General features: G+C 36.8%; 21 protein-coding genes. 7 read left to right on the top strand and 14 right to left on the bottom strand.

Annotated features, from left to right (window positions below; all coding sequences use genetic code 11):
* Positions 1-233: 233 nt before the first annotated feature.
* Both ACXITR_RS05480 and ACXITR_RS05475 read left to right on the top strand, forming a co-directional pair.
* A complete protein-coding gene (locus tag ACXITR_RS05480; protein WP_457996223.1) occupies positions 234-1,085 on the top strand; it encodes an SHOCT domain-containing protein in 852 nt (283 codons plus the stop codon).
* 6 nt (positions 1,086-1,091) lie between these two features.
* The gene (locus ACXITR_RS05475) at positions 1,092-2,033 is read left to right on the top strand and encodes an SGNH/GDSL hydrolase family protein (RefSeq protein WP_457996222.1); all 942 of its coding nucleotides are present in this window, start codon (positions 1,092-1,094) and stop codon (positions 2,031-2,033) included.
* A 90-nt stretch (positions 2,034-2,123) separates the two neighbouring features.
* On the opposite strand, the gene ACXITR_RS05470 is transcribed toward ACXITR_RS05475, so the two are convergent.
* Positions 2,124-3,725 carry a glycerol-3-phosphate dehydrogenase/oxidase gene (locus tag ACXITR_RS05470; protein ID WP_457996221.1) on the bottom strand — a complete coding sequence of 534 codons (1,602 nt, stop codon included), beginning with the start codon at positions 3,723-3,725 and terminating at the stop codon, positions 2,124-2,126.
* A 293-nt stretch (positions 3,726-4,018) separates the two neighbouring features.
* On the opposite strand from ACXITR_RS05470, the gene ACXITR_RS05465 reads away from it, so the two are divergent.
* Both ACXITR_RS05465 and ACXITR_RS05460 read left to right on the top strand, forming a co-directional pair.
* Positions 4,019-4,408: a c-type cytochrome gene (locus tag ACXITR_RS05465; RefSeq protein ID WP_457996220.1), complete on the top strand. Its 390-nt coding sequence runs from the start codon at positions 4,019-4,021 to the stop codon at positions 4,406-4,408.
* A 49-nt stretch (positions 4,409-4,457) separates the two neighbouring features.
* On the top strand, positions 4,458-4,856 hold the full coding sequence (locus ACXITR_RS05460) for an MAPEG family protein (RefSeq protein WP_457996219.1): 399 nt from the start codon (positions 4,458-4,460) through the stop codon (positions 4,854-4,856).
* Positions 4,857-5,131: 275 nt separating this feature from the next.
* Here ACXITR_RS05460 and folP read toward each other — a convergent pair whose 3' ends face one another.
* The 5 genes from folP to ACXITR_RS05435 all read right to left on the bottom strand — a co-directional run bounded on the left by folP (position 5,132) and on the right by ACXITR_RS05435 (position 9,638).
* Positions 5,132-5,971 carry a dihydropteroate synthase gene (gene folP, locus ACXITR_RS05455; RefSeq protein ID WP_457996218.1) on the bottom strand — a complete coding sequence of 280 codons (840 nt, stop codon included), beginning with the start codon at positions 5,969-5,971 and terminating at the stop codon, positions 5,132-5,134.
* Between the two features lie 79 nt (positions 5,972-6,050).
* Positions 6,051-7,535 (bottom strand): carotenoid oxygenase family protein, encoded by a 1,485-nt coding sequence (locus tag ACXITR_RS05450; protein ID WP_457996217.1) that lies wholly within the window; start codon positions 7,533-7,535, stop codon positions 6,051-6,053.
* Between the two features lie 249 nt (positions 7,536-7,784).
* Positions 7,785-8,888 carry a glycine cleavage system aminomethyltransferase GcvT gene (gene gcvT, locus ACXITR_RS05445; RefSeq protein WP_457996216.1) on the bottom strand — a complete coding sequence of 368 codons (1,104 nt, stop codon included), beginning with the start codon at positions 8,886-8,888 and terminating at the stop codon, positions 7,785-7,787.
* Between the two features lie 57 nt (positions 8,889-8,945).
* Entirely contained in the window at positions 8,946-9,137 is a 192-nt protein-coding gene (locus ACXITR_RS05440; protein WP_457996215.1) for a hypothetical protein, read from the bottom strand.
* Positions 9,138-9,194: 57 nt separating this feature from the next.
* A complete protein-coding gene (locus ACXITR_RS05435; protein WP_457996214.1) occupies positions 9,195-9,638 on the bottom strand; it encodes a dTDP-4-dehydrorhamnose 3,5-epimerase in 444 nt (147 codons plus the stop codon).
* A gap of 204 nt (positions 9,639-9,842) precedes the next feature.
* Here ACXITR_RS05435 and ACXITR_RS05430 point away from each other — a divergent pair, with 204 nt between their 5' ends.
* The gene (locus tag ACXITR_RS05430; protein ID WP_457996213.1) at positions 9,843-11,156 is read left to right on the top strand and encodes an ABC transporter substrate-binding protein; all 1,314 of its coding nucleotides are present in this window, start codon (positions 9,843-9,845) and stop codon (positions 11,154-11,156) included.
* Between the two features lie 54 nt (positions 11,157-11,210).
* Here ACXITR_RS05430 and lepA read toward each other — a convergent pair whose 3' ends face one another.
* From lepA to ACXITR_RS05400, 6 genes are all read right to left on the bottom strand, one after another.
* Complete coding sequence (gene lepA / locus ACXITR_RS05425) at positions 11,211-13,019, bottom strand: translation elongation factor 4 (RefSeq protein ID WP_457996212.1); 1,809 nt, start codon at positions 13,017-13,019, stop codon at positions 11,211-11,213.
* Between the two features lie 130 nt (positions 13,020-13,149).
* Complete coding sequence (locus tag ACXITR_RS05420) at positions 13,150-13,491, bottom strand: HepT-like ribonuclease domain-containing protein (protein ID WP_457996211.1); 342 nt, start codon at positions 13,489-13,491, stop codon at positions 13,150-13,152.
* A complete protein-coding gene (locus ACXITR_RS05415; protein WP_457996210.1) occupies positions 13,475-13,801 on the bottom strand; it encodes a nucleotidyltransferase family protein in 327 nt (108 codons plus the stop codon). The genes ACXITR_RS05420 and ACXITR_RS05415 overlap by 17 nt, the downstream gene beginning before the upstream one ends.
* A gap of 33 nt (positions 13,802-13,834) precedes the next feature.
* A complete protein-coding gene (locus ACXITR_RS05410) occupies positions 13,835-14,224 on the bottom strand; it encodes a RidA family protein (RefSeq protein ID WP_457996209.1) in 390 nt (129 codons plus the stop codon).
* 211 nt (positions 14,225-14,435) lie between these two features.
* Positions 14,436-14,681 carry a photosystem I iron-sulfur center protein PsaC gene (gene psaC / locus ACXITR_RS05405; protein ID WP_006515950.1) on the bottom strand — a complete coding sequence of 82 codons (246 nt, stop codon included), beginning with the start codon at positions 14,679-14,681 and terminating at the stop codon, positions 14,436-14,438.
* Positions 14,682-14,827: 146 nt separating this feature from the next.
* A complete protein-coding gene (locus ACXITR_RS05400; protein ID WP_457996208.1) occupies positions 14,828-15,379 on the bottom strand; it encodes a DUF721 domain-containing protein in 552 nt (183 codons plus the stop codon).
* Positions 15,380-15,385: 6 nt separating this feature from the next.
* Here ACXITR_RS05400 and ACXITR_RS05395 point away from each other — a divergent pair, with 6 nt between their 5' ends.
* Together ACXITR_RS05395 and ACXITR_RS05390 are read left to right on the top strand one after the other, a co-directional pair.
* Positions 15,386-16,306, top strand: coding sequence for a hypothetical protein (locus ACXITR_RS05395; RefSeq protein WP_457996207.1), 921 nt, complete (start codon positions 15,386-15,388; stop codon positions 16,304-16,306).
* A gap of 462 nt (positions 16,307-16,768) precedes the next feature.
* The gene (locus ACXITR_RS05390) at positions 16,769-17,065 is read left to right on the top strand and encodes a hypothetical protein (RefSeq protein ID WP_457996206.1); all 297 of its coding nucleotides are present in this window, start codon (positions 16,769-16,771) and stop codon (positions 17,063-17,065) included.
* A 206-nt stretch (positions 17,066-17,271) separates the two neighbouring features.
* On the opposite strand, the gene ACXITR_RS05385 is transcribed toward ACXITR_RS05390, so the two are convergent.
* Together ACXITR_RS05385 and ACXITR_RS05380 are read right to left on the bottom strand one after the other, a co-directional pair.
* Positions 17,272-17,928: a hypothetical protein gene (locus tag ACXITR_RS05385; protein WP_457996205.1), complete on the bottom strand. Its 657-nt coding sequence runs from the start codon at positions 17,926-17,928 to the stop codon at positions 17,272-17,274.
* Positions 17,921-18,145, bottom strand: a complete 225-nt coding sequence (locus tag ACXITR_RS05380) for a DNA-directed RNA polymerase subunit omega (protein WP_457996204.1) — start codon at positions 18,143-18,145, stop codon at positions 17,921-17,923. The genes ACXITR_RS05385 and ACXITR_RS05380 overlap by 8 nt, the downstream gene beginning before the upstream one ends.
* Between the last annotated feature and the right edge of the window lie 28 nt (positions 18,146-18,173).

The raw sequence follows: 18,173 nt of genomic DNA, 5'->3' as shown, positions 1-18,173 counted from the left end.
GGCTGCCGTTTAATGATGTTGCATACCCAAAAGAAGTAACACCAAAATATTTAATATGAACAATTACTAACTTTTTATTCAACTTGCTATTTTTATCTGTTGGAAACTCCCCTCTTCTTTTTTGTTCTGTACTGAGATTTTCTTTCTATTTTGTTATATTTGTTCATAGAGAAGAATTTTTATTTATGGTCATGAATAAATTTATTTGATATTGCTTTGGGTAATCAGGAGTTATGGCGAAAAATTATTTTGTACTCAGTAGTTATCGGGATTTAGATAAAGTTTATAACGATGTAATACTATGGTTTAAGGGTAAACAATACCTTGTGGATGGGGTTTTAAAAAACGGCGTGTATATTGTCCAAGCCAAAAAAAGTGATACAATTCGCACTATTTTAGGAACTAATATTGCTTTTAAAGTAAAAATTTATCTCTCCCAAAGTAGTGGAGGAGAATTTATCATTGAAACCTCGAGGGGAAAATGGATTCAGAATATAGCGGGAGCTAGTTTTGGGGCAATTTTCACAGGGGGTTTAACCTATTTAACGGGCATTGCTAGTGCTAGTTGGACTTTTGTTTTGGAAAATGAGTTGATTAGTTATCTTGAAAGTAGTTGTCAACTAAGTAGAGTACAACCAGTAACCACGCAAAATCAAGATGCAGAGGTTTGGTATTCCGATAAATCAAACAATCCCTGTGATTATAAAACCCCTGAGCAAAAAGAAATAATTAGTAATTTGGAAGCTGAAATAAGAAGGTTAGAAGAAGCCTTTGCCAATGATATTTTGACAGAAGGGGAATTTAATCAAAAAAAATCTATCCTCGAAAAGCAAGTTGATGACCATGAGGTTAATTTTGTTATCGAATATAAAGTAAAGCAATTACAAGATGCTTTTGCCCAAGGGATTTTGAGTCAAGATGAGTATTCCTCAAAATTGGAGCAGTTAGAGGCGCAAACAAGGGATCAAATTTTACAGGAAAAATATGCTCAACGTAATCGGGTAAAAATGATTAAGCTAAAGGAGGCTTTAAATAGTGGCATTATTACTCAGGCGGAGTATGAGCGAAAAGTTGCTTCTCTTTAAATGGTTATGAATTTTATTATTTATTTTTTTCTTTTTATTGTTATTTTCACTGTATTATTTGAGTTATTTTTAAGGAAAAAGTGGGGTTTTGGGAATCCTTTAATTTATATTCCAGATCCAGACATTGGCTATTTACTAGCCCCAAATCAGGTTACTAGAAGGAATGGTAATTTGATTAAGATTAATAATTATTCTATGCGTTCTAATAATTTCAATTTAGAGAAAAAAGACGACATTTTACGCATCATATTGTTAGGTGATTCTATTGTTAATGGTGGTTGGTGGACTGATCAACAAAATACTCTGTCTAGTTTATTGGAACAAACTATAGATTTAAATAATTCTAAGTTTAATGAGATAGAAGTTTTAAATATTTCTGCTAATTCCTGGGGCGCTCGAAATGAGTTAGCTTATTTACAAAAATATGGTACTTTTTCTAGTGATGTATTAATTTTAGTTTTAAATACTGATGATTTATTCAGTTTTGCTCCTTCTAGTATTCAAGTAGGAAAAGCGTTAAATTATCCTGATAAAAAACCTTTATTGGGGTTGGAAGAATTTCTTAAAAAAGTTTTACCTTTACCTATTCATCCTGATTTAAAGGATATTCCTAAGGAAAGAGGGGATGTAGTTGGGGTTAATTTAAAGGCAGTGGAAGATATTTATGGTATGGCTTTGGAAAATGATATGGATTTTTTCTTGGTTTTAACACCTCTTAAGAGGGAAGTTTTTCCTCCTTTTTCTAAGGATTATGAAGTAGATGCGAGAGATAGATTAAAAAGTTTTGTGGCAGAATTAAATATCAATTATACAGATTTTTTACCCTTATTCCAAAATCATCCTAATCCTGATATTTTGTACCATGATCATATCCATCTTAGTCACGAAGGAAATCAGTTATTGATAAATAATTGGCGAGAAAAGATCTTTAGTATTACAAAAAAATAAGGAATAAAAAACCCTCTATAAAGAGGGCAAATAAAAATTAAGATATAGTTGTTATGATTCCTTGAACTATAAAAAATATTGTTAATGCTTTTAGGAATTGACGGTTAATTCTTCTTTATTAACTACTGCTTTTTCTTTTTCTATGATGGCGTTAACTTTGTCTGTCACTTGCTCACTTACGACGGAGTCAAGGAAAGTTAGTCTAAATCTGCGGGATAAAATATCCTCTGATTTTTGTGCCATTTCATAGCGATAAACGTAGGCTACTTCGGCGGTGATAAATGGATATTGGGGGGCTAGTCTTTCGATGCCATATTCTTCTATGATGGTTTTAATGGCGATCGCCCTTGAGCCATAATAATTAATTAGGTGATGTCTAATCGCTTCATCTTCAATGGTTTCGGACAATTTTTGATCCAAATCATCAAAATCATAGTTTTCACCCCCTGCCACGGGAATCAACTCAGGAGAATGACCAGAAAAACCATTAGGCGAGGATAATTGTTTAATAACATTGTTGATGGTATCGGCCGCCATTTTGCGGAAAGTAGTCCATTTTCCCCCCGTAATGGTGATTAAACCACTTTTAGATTTAAGAATAGTATGATCTCGAGAAATTTTAGCGGTAGAATTAGCCGTATGACTAGGAGAAACCAGAGGGCGTAATCCACTCCATGCAGACAATACATCTTGACGGTTAATGGTTTTAGTGAGATAACGGTTAGCGTATGCCATCAAGTATGCAATTTCTTCTTCCGTTGCCACTGGATTATCCGTTACTTGGGCTTCTTCGTCCGTAGTCCCAATTAAGGTGAACTCACGCCAAGGTACAATGAAAATAACCCTACCATCATCAGTTTTAGGAATCAATAAAGCACCATCCCCCGGGGCATACTCTTTATCCACAACAATATGTACCCCAGAGCTTACTTTCAGAATTTTTTCTACTTCTGGTTGGTCTAGCTGTCTGATACTATCACTATAGGGTCCTGTGGCGTTAACCACAACTTCGGCTTTGATGGTAAAGGTTTCACCACTAAGAGTGTCTTTTACTACTGCCCCTTTACACTTTTCATTATCCTTGATGATTTCAATAACTTCGAGGTAATTTGCGATCGCACATCCCCTATCAATGGCTTTCATGGCTACTTCCACATTAAGCCTAGCATCATCAAACTGCCCATCATAATACATTACACTGGCAATCATCCCTTCGGTATTGAGAGAGGGAAATAACTCTAGGGTATCTTTAAGACTTAAAAGGCGACTGCGTCCTAAACTCTGTTTTCCTGATAATAAGTCATACATTAATAGCCCAGTAAAAAAATAGGGAATTTGCCAAAGCTGATATAAAGGAATTATCAGGGGCAACGGTTTTGCTAAATGGGGGGCAATTTGAATAACATTTTTTCTCTCCGAGAGTGCATCTTTTACCAAGTTAAATTGTTCGATGTCTAAACGCTTAAAAGCCTGTTCTAAATATCTAACTCCACCATGGAGTAATTTTGTACTACGACTACTGGTTCCCGATGCAAAGTCAAATCTTTCAACGAGGGCGACTTTTAAACCTCTACTATTTGCCTCTAGTGCAGAGCCTGTGCCTGTTGCACCCCCTCCGATAATCAAACAGTCGAATTCTTCGTTTTTCAGTTTGTCTAATTGTTTTTGTCTTTCAATTAGCTGTATGGTCATGAAATTAGTCCTTGAAACTTCCCTTTCAGTATAGCTGATCCCTTTTTGGGGCGAGTCATCAATTATTAATTACCCATAAAATATTTTTGAGTGTACTGAATAGGTTGATGAAATTATTTCTCTGTTTATTTTATTAACAAGGGGCTTAAGCCCCTTGCCTACACCTATTTAATGTAAGATTACTTACTTACTAGAATATTTGAGTTTTCACTTTCGTTGTCTCAGACTTCAGAAATGATTTAGGATAGTCGTGGTTAAGATTTATTCAAATAATAATTTATTAATTAATAACTGTGCTTTTATTATCTTTACAAATCATCAAAAAATTCTCTATTGTTATTACGATATTGATTACAATTTTATCCTTTAATTTATTGTATATGCCAAGGGCGATCGCCCAGATAAACTTAACAGAAATAAATCAAAATATTCAAGAACCAAGCAAACTTTTTGAAATTAATTGTGCAGGGTGTCATCTTAACGGAGGTAACATTATTCGCCGAGGAAAAAACCTAAAATCAAAAGCTCTCCAAAAGAATGGTTATGATACCGTTGAATCTATCACTGATATTATCAGTAACGGTAAAAATAATATGTCCGCTTATGGCGATCGCCTTTCAGCACAACAAATAAATAATCTAGCAAAATATGTGTTAAATCAAGCAGAAAATAACTGGAAATAAAAGCAAAAATTAGCTTATAATTAAACAGTATAAAACAATTTTTAACAGTATGTTATTAGGACCTAGTATTATTACAGTATTTGCTCTTTTGGTTTATTTTGTCACCATCATTAACGTTGGAAGAGCTAGATTTAAATATAACGTAATGCCCCCAGCCACCAGCGGAGACGAAAACTTTGAAAGAGTCTTACGAGTACAAGAAAACACCCTCGAACAACTAATATTTTTCTTACCTCTCCTGTGGATTTTTTCCTACTTCGTCAGTGAAATGTGGGGCATGATATTAGGTGGCACTTGGGTTGTGGGTAGAATCCTTTATGCTTGGGGTTACGCCAAAGAAGCCAAAAAAAGAGCTCCCGGATTTGCCATTAGCACCCTCAGCGGTTTAGCTTTATTGGGAATGTCTTTAGTCAAATTAATGTTGATGGCTTACGAAGCATATTTGTAATTGATTTACCATAGTTTGGGTGGAGGCAACAAAGCCCAACAAGTCTCGTAAAATATCATATTTGTTCTTAAAACTCTATTGTTGAACATAGAGAAAATTAAGGAATTTTTTTATTGTGTCATGCTCTCTTTCATGATATACTTGTAATATAATGGGAATCTATACATTTTTAAAGATAAACAGTTACACTTCCATTGTTTAGTAAACAATTCTATAATCCCTTAAAACAAGTACAAAGTCAACAAAAAAAAGAATTTTCGTTACAAATTTTATTACTAATCTTGTTTTGACCGAGTAATAGCATCAGCCATCCTCGCAACATCATACATCGGAGCGACATCATGAACCCTTAAAATATCAGCCCCCTGACTAATGGCATGGTAACAAGTGGCAGCAGTACCCCATACCCTTTTTGCAGGGTCATTTTCGTTTAATATTTTACCGATAAAACTTTTCCGAGAAGTGCCTATGAGTATGGGAAAACTTATATTTTTAAGAGTTTTAATATTATTTAAAATCTCAATATTTTGTTGATAATTTTTAGCAAAACCGATACCAGGATCGAGAATTATATTAGATTTACGGATACCTTTTTGTAAACATTCATCTATTCTATTCAGGAAAAATTCCTCAATTTCTCCCATCAAGTCTTGATAATCCGTCATGGTTTGCATCGTCTGAGGATTACCCCGAATGTGCATCAAAATAATCGGCACTTGTAAATGGGCAACGGTATCTAACATTAATGGATCGAATGTTGCCCCTGATATATCATTAACTATATCACCCCCAGAGGCGATCGCCCTTTGTGCCACTTCTGCCCTTGTGGTATCAACAGAAATAGGAATATCTGTTTTTTCACGAATAGCCCTTATCACAGGAATAACCCTATTTAATTCCTCTTCTAAAGTAACTTCCTTTGCCCCTGGGCGGGTTGACTGCCCCCCAATATCAATTATATCCGCCCCCTCTTTTACCATCGTCAAGGCTTGATTAACAGCTTTTTCCACCTCGTTGTATTCCCCCCCATCACTAAAACTATCGGGAGTAACATTAAGGATACCCATGATATAGGTGCGCTGATTCCAATCAAAACTATAATTTCTTATTTGCATTGCTTAATTTCTCACAAAGTAGGGTGGGCAATGCCCACCATCAAAAAATAAATAATTATCAATTATCAATTATCAATTATCAATTATCAATTGTCGAAGAAGCCCAGCTACCATGTAAACCGTAGGGAATATGTTGTTTTAGGTGTAAGGTTGCCACGGGTTGCGAAATATCTTTACCATCAAATATAACTAAATCCGAGCGATGATTTTCAGAATCATAAATTAAATCAAGTATCCAAGCATCATCCTCACCATCAGCATTACTTTTAGGCACAAAAACAGGCTCTCCAGCAAAACCTTTGGGGGCAAAAGAATACAATTGTTCTTCTTTTGTATGTAAATCGAATTTCAATAAACCCTGTAAAGGAGCATTTTTATTAGGGCTATGGGTAGCACCAATAAACATATAACGATAATCTCTCCCTACATTTTCAGGATTGATAAAAGGAAATTCAACACACCTTTGATTTAGTAATTCTTTTTCTACTTTTTGACTATTTAAATCTAGTTTAAAACGGAATAATTGTCCAGGGGCAAGGTCATCAAAATCTACCTCTTTATAACTTTTATCTGGGTTAATTTGACTTAATTTTGCATAACAAACAGAGTCAATAATTAATGTTTTATCATCCTTTTCAAAGGCATTGGCATGGTGAAAAATAAATCCTGCATTAGTTTCTAAGGTAATAACATCCTTATGGGGTGCGTGGCGAGGAATTAAAATAATTTTAGTGACTTCATTCTCTTTAAAATCTAAACATTCTCCAGCGCCCTTAATACCAAATACAAAGGGTAAAGGATTATAACTGGTGGGGTTTTGAAAGAAAATAATATAGTTGGGAGTAATTAAAAAATCATGGATGAAACAAAATCCGGGGGTAATATGGCTATATTGCTGTAATATTTTCCCTTCTTCGTCAAATTCATACACATTAATAGTGCTAGATAAACCCGGTTTTATCCCAAAATTAATTAAGGAAGGTTTTCCATTATTAAATGGAGAATGGGGATCAATTCTAGGATGGGCGGAAAATACATCACCATCTTTTAATAGACCATCTAAATTATCTAATTTTTTCGTTTCTAAAGTTTCTGGATCTAAGCTGTGAGGTAGGGCTGCTTCCCACAATGCTAATAGTTTTTTTCCGAGTTTTACCACATTGGTATTAGCAATATTTTTTACCCTAATATCAAATATATTTCCTAAAATCCCTCCTGGTTTTTGACTACCAAATACTCCTCGATAGAGCATTTTTTGAGCTTTTTTTTCTTCCAAATATTCTTTGGTTTTTACATAGCTATTACGAAAATAACACCCCTCATCGGTAAATTTAAACGAGCAAATCATGCCATCTCCATCGAAAGGATGGTTTAAGGGGGTGCCATATACTTCTAATAATCCAGGACCATTACGATATAGTGTACCTCGCAAGTCGGCGGGAATTTCCCCTTCTATGTCTTCTATCCAGTATTCTTTTTCTTGGGGTTGAGATTCGTAACCTTTACGCCAGTCTTCTAAACTGTAGGATTTATTCTCTACGGGTTTATTTTCTATTTGTACCATGGGATGTTTTGTTAAAATTGCTTAATATTTATTCATATTTCTTTGAACAATTATAACAACATCATTTTGAGGAATTGATAATTGAGAATGAATAATGGATAATGGCGAGGTTTAAAAATCCCCTCCAGCACAATTTTAGGCGTGAAATACTATTGAATAACAGCAAATATATAATACTAAAACTATTGTTACCATTGCCTATTCCCGAACTAAACTGAAAATTATACCTTAATTCACCAACACCCAATTTTATTTTCGGCGATAGAAGGGTTTTTTGACGACTCTGGCGAGGTAAAGTTTACCTCTGATTTCTACATCCACAGTTTGCCCTATTTTAGTTAATTCTAGGGGTAAATAACCAAGGGCGATCGCACTGTTGAGGGTAGGAGAAAGGGTACCGCTAGTAACCTCCCCCACGGTATGATTATTATGTTTAATGGCATAACCATGACGGGCAATATATCTGCCTTCCATTTGTAAACCCACCAATTTTCTTGTTAAGCCTTCTTTTTTTTGTTTCGCTAAAATTTCACGGGCAATAAAATCATCTTCACGGTTAAGATTAACTACCCAACCCAATCCAGCCTCAAGGGGAGTAGTAGTTTCATCAATTTCCTGCCCATACAAACTCATCCCTGCCTCGAGTCTTAGGGTATCCCTTGCCCCCAAACCGCAGGGGGTTACTCCTTGTTCTAAGTGCGATCGCCACATATCCTGTGCTACAGTGGGAGTAGTCATCACCTCAAAACCATCTTCCCCAGTGTAACCCGTCCGAGCCACAAAAACCTTTTGCCCATCAAAGCTAGTAGTCAAATGCTCAAAAGCCTTTAAATTAGTTAAATCAACCCCCAAAAAAGATTGTAAATAATCCTCAGCCTTACGCCCTTGGATAGCCACCAAAGCCAAATTTTTAGACTTATCCAACAACTCAATCCCTTGAGGAGTTAATTTTTTAGTTAACCAAGCCCAATCCTTCTCACAAGTAGAAGCATTAACAATTAATATTCCAGACTCAGTGCCATCATCATTCCTACCCTGATAGTAAAAAATAATATCGTCAATAATGCCCCCATGCTCATTCAACAATACAGAATATTGAGCCTTACCCTCCATCATTGTCGAAAAATCCGTAGGTACGAGATAACCTAAACAGGAGCGTAAATTTTTTCCCCGTAAATAAAACTTACCCATATGGGAAATATCAAACATTCCAGCGCCTTCCCTCACCGCCTGATGCTCTTTTTTCAAACCTTCATACTGTACCGCCATTTCCCACCCTGCAAAATCCGTAAACTTAGCTTTAGCTTCCACAGACAAAGAATATAAAGGAGTACGCAACAATTCAGGCTTCATAAATAAGTGTTAAGAAAAAAGGGAATATATCCATTTTCAATTGTTCCCGAGCAAATGTCAATTTTCTAACAATATCTCCCCATTAGTCACTTTGATTTGCAACTCTCGCCAAAGCCTCATCTTTTCTCCCGTCACCATTCCCTCACCATAGATGGCATTTCTAATCAAATCACTATCCTTACGATTGAGTCGCCTATCAATCAGGGCATTTTCAATCATATTTTTTACTTTATCAGTGTTATCTGTCATTCCTAAATAAGCTAACTTTTCTCAACCATAAAGATAACACCGCCTATCTGAAAAAAATCAATTAACCCCCGAAAATATTGAGGGTGGGAGGAAAAAAGTTTTTGCCATATCTAAATCATAGTCAAAAGGTTTTTTAATCGGTTGATAATCTTTGGGATGGTTTTTCCCATGACGCAACACCGCATTGATTAATAAACAACCGTCACTATTAAGGTTAATGGCACTATGGGGAATCCCGGGGGGAATCGTTACTACTTGATGATTTTCCTCACTCAGATAAATATAGTTATATTGACGATTTTGTAATACTACCAACAAAAAACTACCTTTTACCACTAAAAGTTGATCCGTTTGAAAATGATGTACAAATAAGTCATCAATACTTTGAGCAGGGATTTCCACTAGCATAGTTTCATGGCTAGATTGAGGAGTGTAAAAATGAGCCATACCCCCTTGAATTGATTCTAATTTCTTGACTTCAATTTTCTTTGCTAATGCCATATTTCATCTCCTATAACGCTTACATTCCATTGTACTGGCAAGAAATGTTACAATTTGTTGCAAAATTAACTAAAGTATGCTTTTAAGTATTTGTTTTTTTCCTATTCAATCAAAAACTTAAATTTCAAATCCCTAATATTGTTAACCGTCCATTGTTTAAGGCATAATCGGAAAATTGCAATATTTCTTGTGTTGAAAAACTAAATGATAATTAATAGACTTTTTAAACAAACTAAACTTTTTCGTTACCCCTTGATTATTGGTTCATTAAGTGCTGTGGTATTGGGATGTGGGCAACAGCCCGTTGCCAATGAAGGGCAGGTGGAATTTTGGACAATGCAACTACAGCCTAGATTTACTCCTTTTTTTGAGGCGGTGAATGAAAGTTTTGAGGCGAATAATGAAGATGCCAGTATTCTTTGGGTGGATGTGCCTTGGGATGCCATGGAAAGCCGAATTTTGACGGCAGTTTCGGCTAATAATGCCCCTGATGTGGTTAATCTTAATCCTGATTTTGCTTCTCAGTTGGCTTCCCGCAATGCTTGGTTAAATTTGGCGGATGAAATTTCTGAAGATGTGAGGGGGGAATATTTATCTAAAATTTGGGAAGCGAATCAAATTGAAATTTGTGCTTCTGAGAATGATTGTACCACTTCTACTTTTGGTATTCCTTGGTATTTAACCACTACGGTAACGGTATATAACAAGGATTTGTTGCAACAGGCAGGGGTGGAAAATCCTCCTGCTAATTTTGAGGAGTTGGCAGAAGTTGCGCAGAGGGTGAAGGATGAAACGGGTAAATATGCCTTTTTTATTACTTTTGTGCCGACGGATTCTAATGAGGTGTTAAATTCTTTGGTGCAGATGGGGGTAAGTTTGTTGGATGGGGAAGGTAAGGCGGCTTTTAATACTCCTGAAGGGGAAAGGGCTTTTTCCTATTGGGTAGATTTATATCAGAGGGGTTTACTTCCTGCGGAGGTGTTTACTCAGGGGCATCGTCATGGGGTGGAGTTATATCAAGCTGGGGAGTCGGCAATTCTTGGCACGGGGGCGGAATTTTTAAATACCATTGCTACTAATGCCCCAACAATTTATGAGCAGTCGGCGGTGGCACCCCAGATTACGGGGGAAACGGGTAAGCGTAGTGTTTCGGTGATGAATTTGGTAATTCCTCGCAGTAGTCGTAATCCTCAAAAGGCGATTAATTATGCTTTGTATGTTACCAATAGTGAAAACCAACTTAGTTTTGCTCAGGAGGCTAATGTATTACCTTCCCATACAAGTGCGATCGCCTCTTATATCGAAAATTTAGAACAAGAATCGGAGCAAAATATCCTGTTTGAAGCTAGAAAAATAAGCGCCATGCAACTAGACTCGGCAGAGGTATTAATTCCCCCATCGCCAAACATTAATCAACTCAAAAGAATTATTTATGAAAATCTGCAATCAGCCATGTTAGGGGAAAAAACAGTACAACAAGCCCTTGATGATGCCCAAACCCAGTGGAATAATATGTAATTAGGGCTTAATGGAAAATGGGGAAACTATTGCCTATTCCCCATTCCCTATTCCTTAATTAGTAATTTTCAACACCGCCATAAAAGCCTCTTGGGGTACATCTACAGTACCGAGGGATTTCATGCGTTTTTTACCCTTAGCTTGTTTCTGGAGGAGTTTTTTCTTACGACTAATATCACCACCATAACATTTTGCTAAAACGTCTTTTCTGAGGGCTGGAATATGTTCACTGGCAATAATTTTTGAACCAATGGCAGCTTGAATAGGCACTTTAAATTGATGGCGAGGAATCAATTCTTTAAGTTTTTCCGTCAAAGCTCGTCCAACATGATAGGCTTTATCTCGATGAACAATCATGGCTAAAGCATCCACTGGCTCTTTATTCACCATAACATCTAAGCGAATTAAGTTATTTTCTCGATAACCAATTAACTGATATTCCATACTGGCGTAACCCCGAGAGCGGGATTTTAATTGATCAAAAAAGTCGGTGACTACTTCAGCGAGGGGTAATTCATAAATCAAGTTAGTACGGTTGAGGGTAAAGTATTTCATATCCACAAATACACCCCTTCTGGTTTGACATAAATCCATCAAAGTACCCACATAGGTTTCCGGGGTAATCATCTCAATTTTGATGTAGGGCTCTTCAATTTTTTGTCGTTTTTGTGGGTCCGGTAATAAACTGGGATTATCAACCTTTATTACTTCTCCGTCGGTGGTGGTGACACGGTAAATTACCGAAGGGGCGGTGGTAATTAGGTCTAAATCATACTCCCTTTCTAACCTTTCTTGGACGATTTCCATGTGCAACAAACCGAGGAAACCGCAACGGAAACCAAAGCCCATGGCGCTGGATGTTTCAGGCTCATAGGAAAGGGCGGCATCGTTTAATTTTAGTTTCTCAAGGGCTTCTTTGAGGTCAGAATATTGATCGGCATCGATGGGGAAAAGTCCACAAAATACCATGGGTTTTGCCTCGGTGTAACCCGGTAATGGCTCTTTGGCGGGGTTGTTAACGAGGGTGATGGTATCTCCTACCCTTGCATCTTCTACGGCTTTGATGGAGGCGGCGAGATAGCCTACTTCCCCTGCATGGAGTTCATCCACAGGAATTTGGTTGGGGGATAAGATACCAATATCATCTAAATCATACTGCTTTCCTGATGCCATCAGTAAGATGCGATCGTTCTTTTTGAGGGAGCCATCGGTGACACGGAAATAAACAATTACCCCTCGATAGGGATCATAATAACTATCAAAAATTAAAGCTCGGAAAGGTTTTTCTACGGTGTCCTCTGGGGGTGGTACCCGATCAATAATAGCCTGTAAAATATCGTTAATACCAATACCATTTTTAGCCGAAGCGTGGATAATATTGGTACAATCTAAACCCACAACCTCCTCTATTTCCTCAATTACCCGCTCTGGCTCTGCCCCTGGTAAATCAATTTTATTTAATACGGGAATAATTTCTAAATTGTTTTCCAAGGCTAAATAGACGTTAGCGAGGGTTTGGGCTTCTACCCCTTGAGACGCATCCACCACCAATAAAGCCCCTTCACAGGCTGCTAGAGAGCGGGATACTTCATAGGTAAAATCCACATGGCCAGGGGTATCAATGAGGTTTAAAACATATTCTTCGCCGTCCTTACCCTTATAGTTCATTCGGGCGGCTTGGAGTTTGATGGTAATACCTCTTTCCCTTTCTAAATCCATGTTATCGAGAAATTGCTCTTTCATCTCCCGATCTGCTACTGTATCGGTAGTTTGTAGCATACGGTCTGCCAATGTTGATTTACCATGATCAATATGGGCAATAATGGAAAAGTTGCGCAGTCGTTTTACGGGAGCATCTGTCATAGCTATTATTTCGATATTTGTTTTAGAAAGATTGGATTTTAATATTTCTTAATTTATTTTAATATCATTTTGCTCTGACTGGTTGAGGAATTAAGAATTAGGCTCATCTTACTTGGATTATTTAGCTTCTTCATTGTTCCTGTAGTAGTTCAGTTAAAATATTAATCAATTCTGGTATATCTTGTTTAAGAGTTTGCCATAATATTTTTTTATTAATGTCAAAATATGCGTGAACTAAACGGTTGCGCATACTTATAATTGCTGTCCATGATATTTCAGGATGATCAAGTTGATATTTTTTTGATACTTTTCCCGCAGCTTCTCCCACAATTTCAATGGCTTTGACTAAGGCGAAAACCAGTAAATCATCACTACCTAAATCTGAGAAACTTTTCCCTTCTATAAAGGAAATAGCCTTTAGACTTGCATCTAACATATGCTGTAATCTAATGCGGTCATGTTTGGCTAACATATTGCACCAGTGCTAAATCCAAAACTTCTTGGCGAAAATATTTACTCAAGTCTTCAGAAGTTAATAAGTCCACTGGACGCTTGAGTATTGACGATAATTCTAGTTCCATCTTTGCAAGGGAAATTAAACCAGGAATGTGTTCTGGATTAAATTCTACTAATACATCTATATCACTATCTTTGTTAAAGTCTGCCCTGAGTATTGAGCCAAATAAAGAGAGTTTTTGAATATGATGTTTTTTGCAAAAGGTATCGATCGCACTTTGGGAGATAATTTGATTAATTCGGTTTTTAAGAGTATCAGTGTTCATCGTAGAATCAATGATTATTTACCATTAATTCTATTATCCCCTAACGGCTATACATTCAATTTCCACTAAAACATCCTTGGGAAGACGGGCAACTTCGACACAGGCACGGGCGGGAGGATTTTCGGGGAAGTATTGGGCATAAATTTCGTTCATAGGAACAAAATTGGTTAAATCACTGAGAAATACGCTGGTTTTAACCACGGCGGAAAAGTCCACTCCTGCTTCTTCTAAGATGGCTTGTAGATTTGCCATTACTTGGGTGGTTTGGGCTTGTATGTCTCCTTCTCCTACCATTTCTCCTTGGGCATTGAGGGGGATTTGTCCTGCTACAAAGATTAATTCTCCTGTAACGGCGATCGCCTGATTGTATGGTCCTACAGGGGCTGGGGCTTTATCGGTATAAATAACTTTCTTGCTGGTCATTGTCTCAAAATAATATTAGCAAAGCTAATTTTACCAGTTTTTTCAGAGTTATTGATTTCGATGTGGGATTTATCGGTTTTTGGGTTGAATTTCTTCCAATTATGAAATTAAAAGAAAAACAATTATTGTTCACCCCTTTACAATCAAAAACCATTGCCTGTTATCCTAAGATACCTAACACTTTTACCACAACCTAGGATATAAAAATATATTAGTACGCTAGACCCATACTGCGGGTAGTTTCAGCACCTAAGTAAACACGAATACTTAAGAAGTCTGTAGGACAAGCAGTTTCACAACGTTTACAACCTACACAATCCTCTGTGCGAGGGGAGGATGCAATTTGTCCCGCTTTACAACCGTCCCAAGGTACCATTTCTAGTACATCAGTAGGACAAGCACGAACACATTGAGTACAGCCAATACAGGTATCGTAAATTTTTACACTATGAGACATAAAAAAAGATGCTCCTTACCGAGTTTTGTTTTTTATTAATGATTTCTCAATTTCAGCTCTACTTTATCGCAGTATATGCTCTTGCATACCTTTTCTGATATATAACTTTAAACTCTGTAACAATTTTTATTTTTTCTTTTCATTCTTCACCCATTCAGGCTATTATTATCTTTTGCAAAACAAATGCCACATATTCCCCATCTTTCTAATTCTCCTAGGGGTGTAGGGCTATGGCAACGGGGGCAAGGAGGCAGTAGGTGCGATCGCACTTTAACCTTATGTAACCATTGTTGTAGGGCTTCTTGGGGGGTAAGGGGAGAACATTCTGGGGGGGGTTGTTCATCAATGCCTAAAATAGTAGGATTAACTAAATTGGTTTCTTCTTCGGGGTCAAGGATGGCTTTTTGATACCATTTAGCCGTGGTGAAACGTATATCCTTAACAGACTCGTTGAGACGACGATTAATTTTTTTGAGTAACGTATATCTTTGCAAAGATAAATTCTGGGCATAGGCACTACTCGAAGTTGATACCCATAAAACATCATCCCTGAGGGCGATCGGTTTAGTATGTTGTGCTACCTTGTGATTAACCACCGTAAACCAACATTTAACCAATAGCTGGTATCTTTTTTGAGTTTCCCACTGAGGTTGAGCTAAAATTGCATCTAATAACTTATCAATTGATTCAAAAGTCATGAGTTTATGAGTGAGAAAGAAACATCCATACATCCCCTTGTTCAACTTACCTTAAAAAACATCGATTTCGATCTGAGTTTTGAACTTCATCAATTTGAAGAATCCCAACAAAAACCAGTGGAATCTTTGGCGGTAGTAGAATCATCCTCCTTACCCCATGACTTACCAAAACATCCCATTGATTATCACTTCGTCTCTCCACCATCTCCCCAAGAAGAGGAAGAAGACAATATCCCCGTAGCTTCTCGTCTCATTAACGATAAATATAGTCTTAAGGAAATTCTTTTTACCCCTTGGGCAATGTTTGGCTTAATTATCTTCATTGCTACTAACGCTTTAATTTTTATTACTTGGGATTTAAACTCCTCCCAAAGACAACTCGCAGAAAATAATAATTCTCCAGCACAAGAGTTAGAAAATACTGATGCCATAGAAGAAAGTTTATCTACCATCAACCCTGAAGAAAATTCCCCTTCCCCCATACCCGAAGAAGAAGTTAGTTTTGAATTACCTTCCCCCCCTAATCTACCCTCTCCTTTACCCACAGATAACGCAGAAAACCTTGAAAGTAACAATCAGGGAAATAATAATGCAAATCTTTATCCTGACTTAAAAACAGCCCTTCTCAGTGAAGCGGTAATGTATTTAGCAGAATCGGGAAGACAAAACCCTTCGGGGGTAAATATTGAGCAAGGAAATATGGCTAGTGATACCAATGCCCTTCAATATCTTCTCATCACTGACTATAAAAGTGCTGAACATTTTGCTAAGGTGCGGGAAATGATACCTAATGCCATGGTGACAAATATTAATCAGGAGATCAAAATTCAGTTAGGTGCTTTTCGGGATAATTCTGAGGCCCAGCAACAGGCACAACGACTTACTCAAAATCAGCAGTTACCCGTTAGCGTCATTGCTACGAGATAAGGGATTAAGGCAAGGCAATAAATAACCCATTGTTAACGGCTTTGTTGCATCAATCCAAAAATGAGAAAATCTACCTCTATTAGGAACTTTTTCTCAGTAAACTAGGAAAATTGCCCCATATTAATATTATTTACTATGTCATAGGATGTTTTATTTTATGATTGTTTCGTTACATACCCATAGATGAATATATATTTAAAGCAAAAAAGAGTCTTTTTCTCTTGATCCCTAAGTGTTTTCCTCCATAGCAGTCAAAAAAGCCAAAATATTAAAAACTCAATGTTGAGACATTTTTCTAAATGTGTGGTTGTGTGAAGCAATAGTTAAGACAATATAAAAAATAAATACTTATAAATATAGTGATTTTCCTCATTCTATCTAGGTTATACCCCAAAAAGCCTTGATCCCAGATGGTTAATAATAAAAAGAGAAGGTTTTAATAAAAAAATATAAATAAAGAAAATGATACCCAATAATAGTAGATGTGCTTCAGCCTGTCGATACTGCCGCTTTTATCATCCAGAAGGGAGGAGGGGCGGAATGTGTGAGCAATTAAACGTTTCAGTACAAGGTGCTTGGAAGTCTTGTAGTTTAGCCGTTTTGGCTTTTGGTGAATCTTGGGAAGCCATGCCTGAAATTGTCCTATTAGAAAAATCCTTTTCCCTCGGATGTGCAACCCCCAATATGGAAGTGAATACACCCAAAATCACCCAATATTTACCAGAAAATACCCCAGTCAGAGCGGAAGTAAGCATATAATCATCAAGGCTTATGAGAGTTTCCCAGATTCTCATATCTTTTAAAAACCCCAATTTTTCGTAGTCAATATTAAAAAACCAATAAATTAGTCATTCATGTTGTTTACTCCGCTAAACAGCATTATTAAACCACCTATTACAATTAATAAAGCTACAATTCCTAGTACAGCGTCTAATTTACTGGTATCCATTTTATATTTTTCTTACTTAAGGCATTAATAAATTTGCTCCCCCCCTGCGAGGTAATACCGAGGGAGTATTGTTGTTATCCGAAGAGGGAGTTTCTGTGGGAGGAGAATCCGTTGTTTCCTCTGATGGAATGGTGGGAGGTTGATATATACTAACCAATAAATCCACTAACTGATTTCTTTGTTTCCTAGTTAAACTTTTAATCAATTCTCTATCTTCGTTAAAAGGATTTTGGGTTAAGGTACTAAAACCGGGATACCTTTCTTGGTTCATGGTTTCGTTATAACCAAGGTAATCTGCGAGGGTTAATTTCCAGTCTAGGCGAAATGTGGTTGGTCTCGATTTGATAAATTCATGATAACGAATAAATCTACTTATGAGGGTATGTTGAGACGCTACTTCTCCAGTGTCGATGGAGATATATTGATTATTTTTTGGTATTTCTGGTATTTGCTCATATATCTGAAGGGCAATGATTTCTGGGGTTAACCGTTGGGCTGATACTGGGGTATTCCATGACAGGTTTACTGACTTTTGCTCGATGATATTTTCTCCATGAACAAAATATACCCCAAAAAAGGTTATCAGTGCGATCGCCCCGTAACCAATTATTTTAAAAGAAGTACCGTAAAAAAGACGGTACAACGGAGAAATTTTTTTTAATAACCTAGTCATCACTAATAATTTCAGGTTGAGTAAGCTCATCAGACATTTCAATAATAGCCCTTAAAACAGGCTTCATGATTTCTTCTACATTTTCAAAATCTTCATAACGTCTTTGTTTAGCCCTTTTTGCAACCTGTACCGTAATTTTGTAACGATTAGAAGCAGCCTCCATCAACTCGTCACTACGAAACATTACCTGTCCTGAGTCAAAGTTGTTTTTTAACATTCTTTGTTTTTATAGTTTTTTGAAAAAA

It is taken from the genome of Cyanobacterium sp. (genome assembly GCF_054166785.1).
Note: the sequence above shows the minus strand (reverse complement) of the source record. Positions and strands in the feature narration are given on the sequence as shown.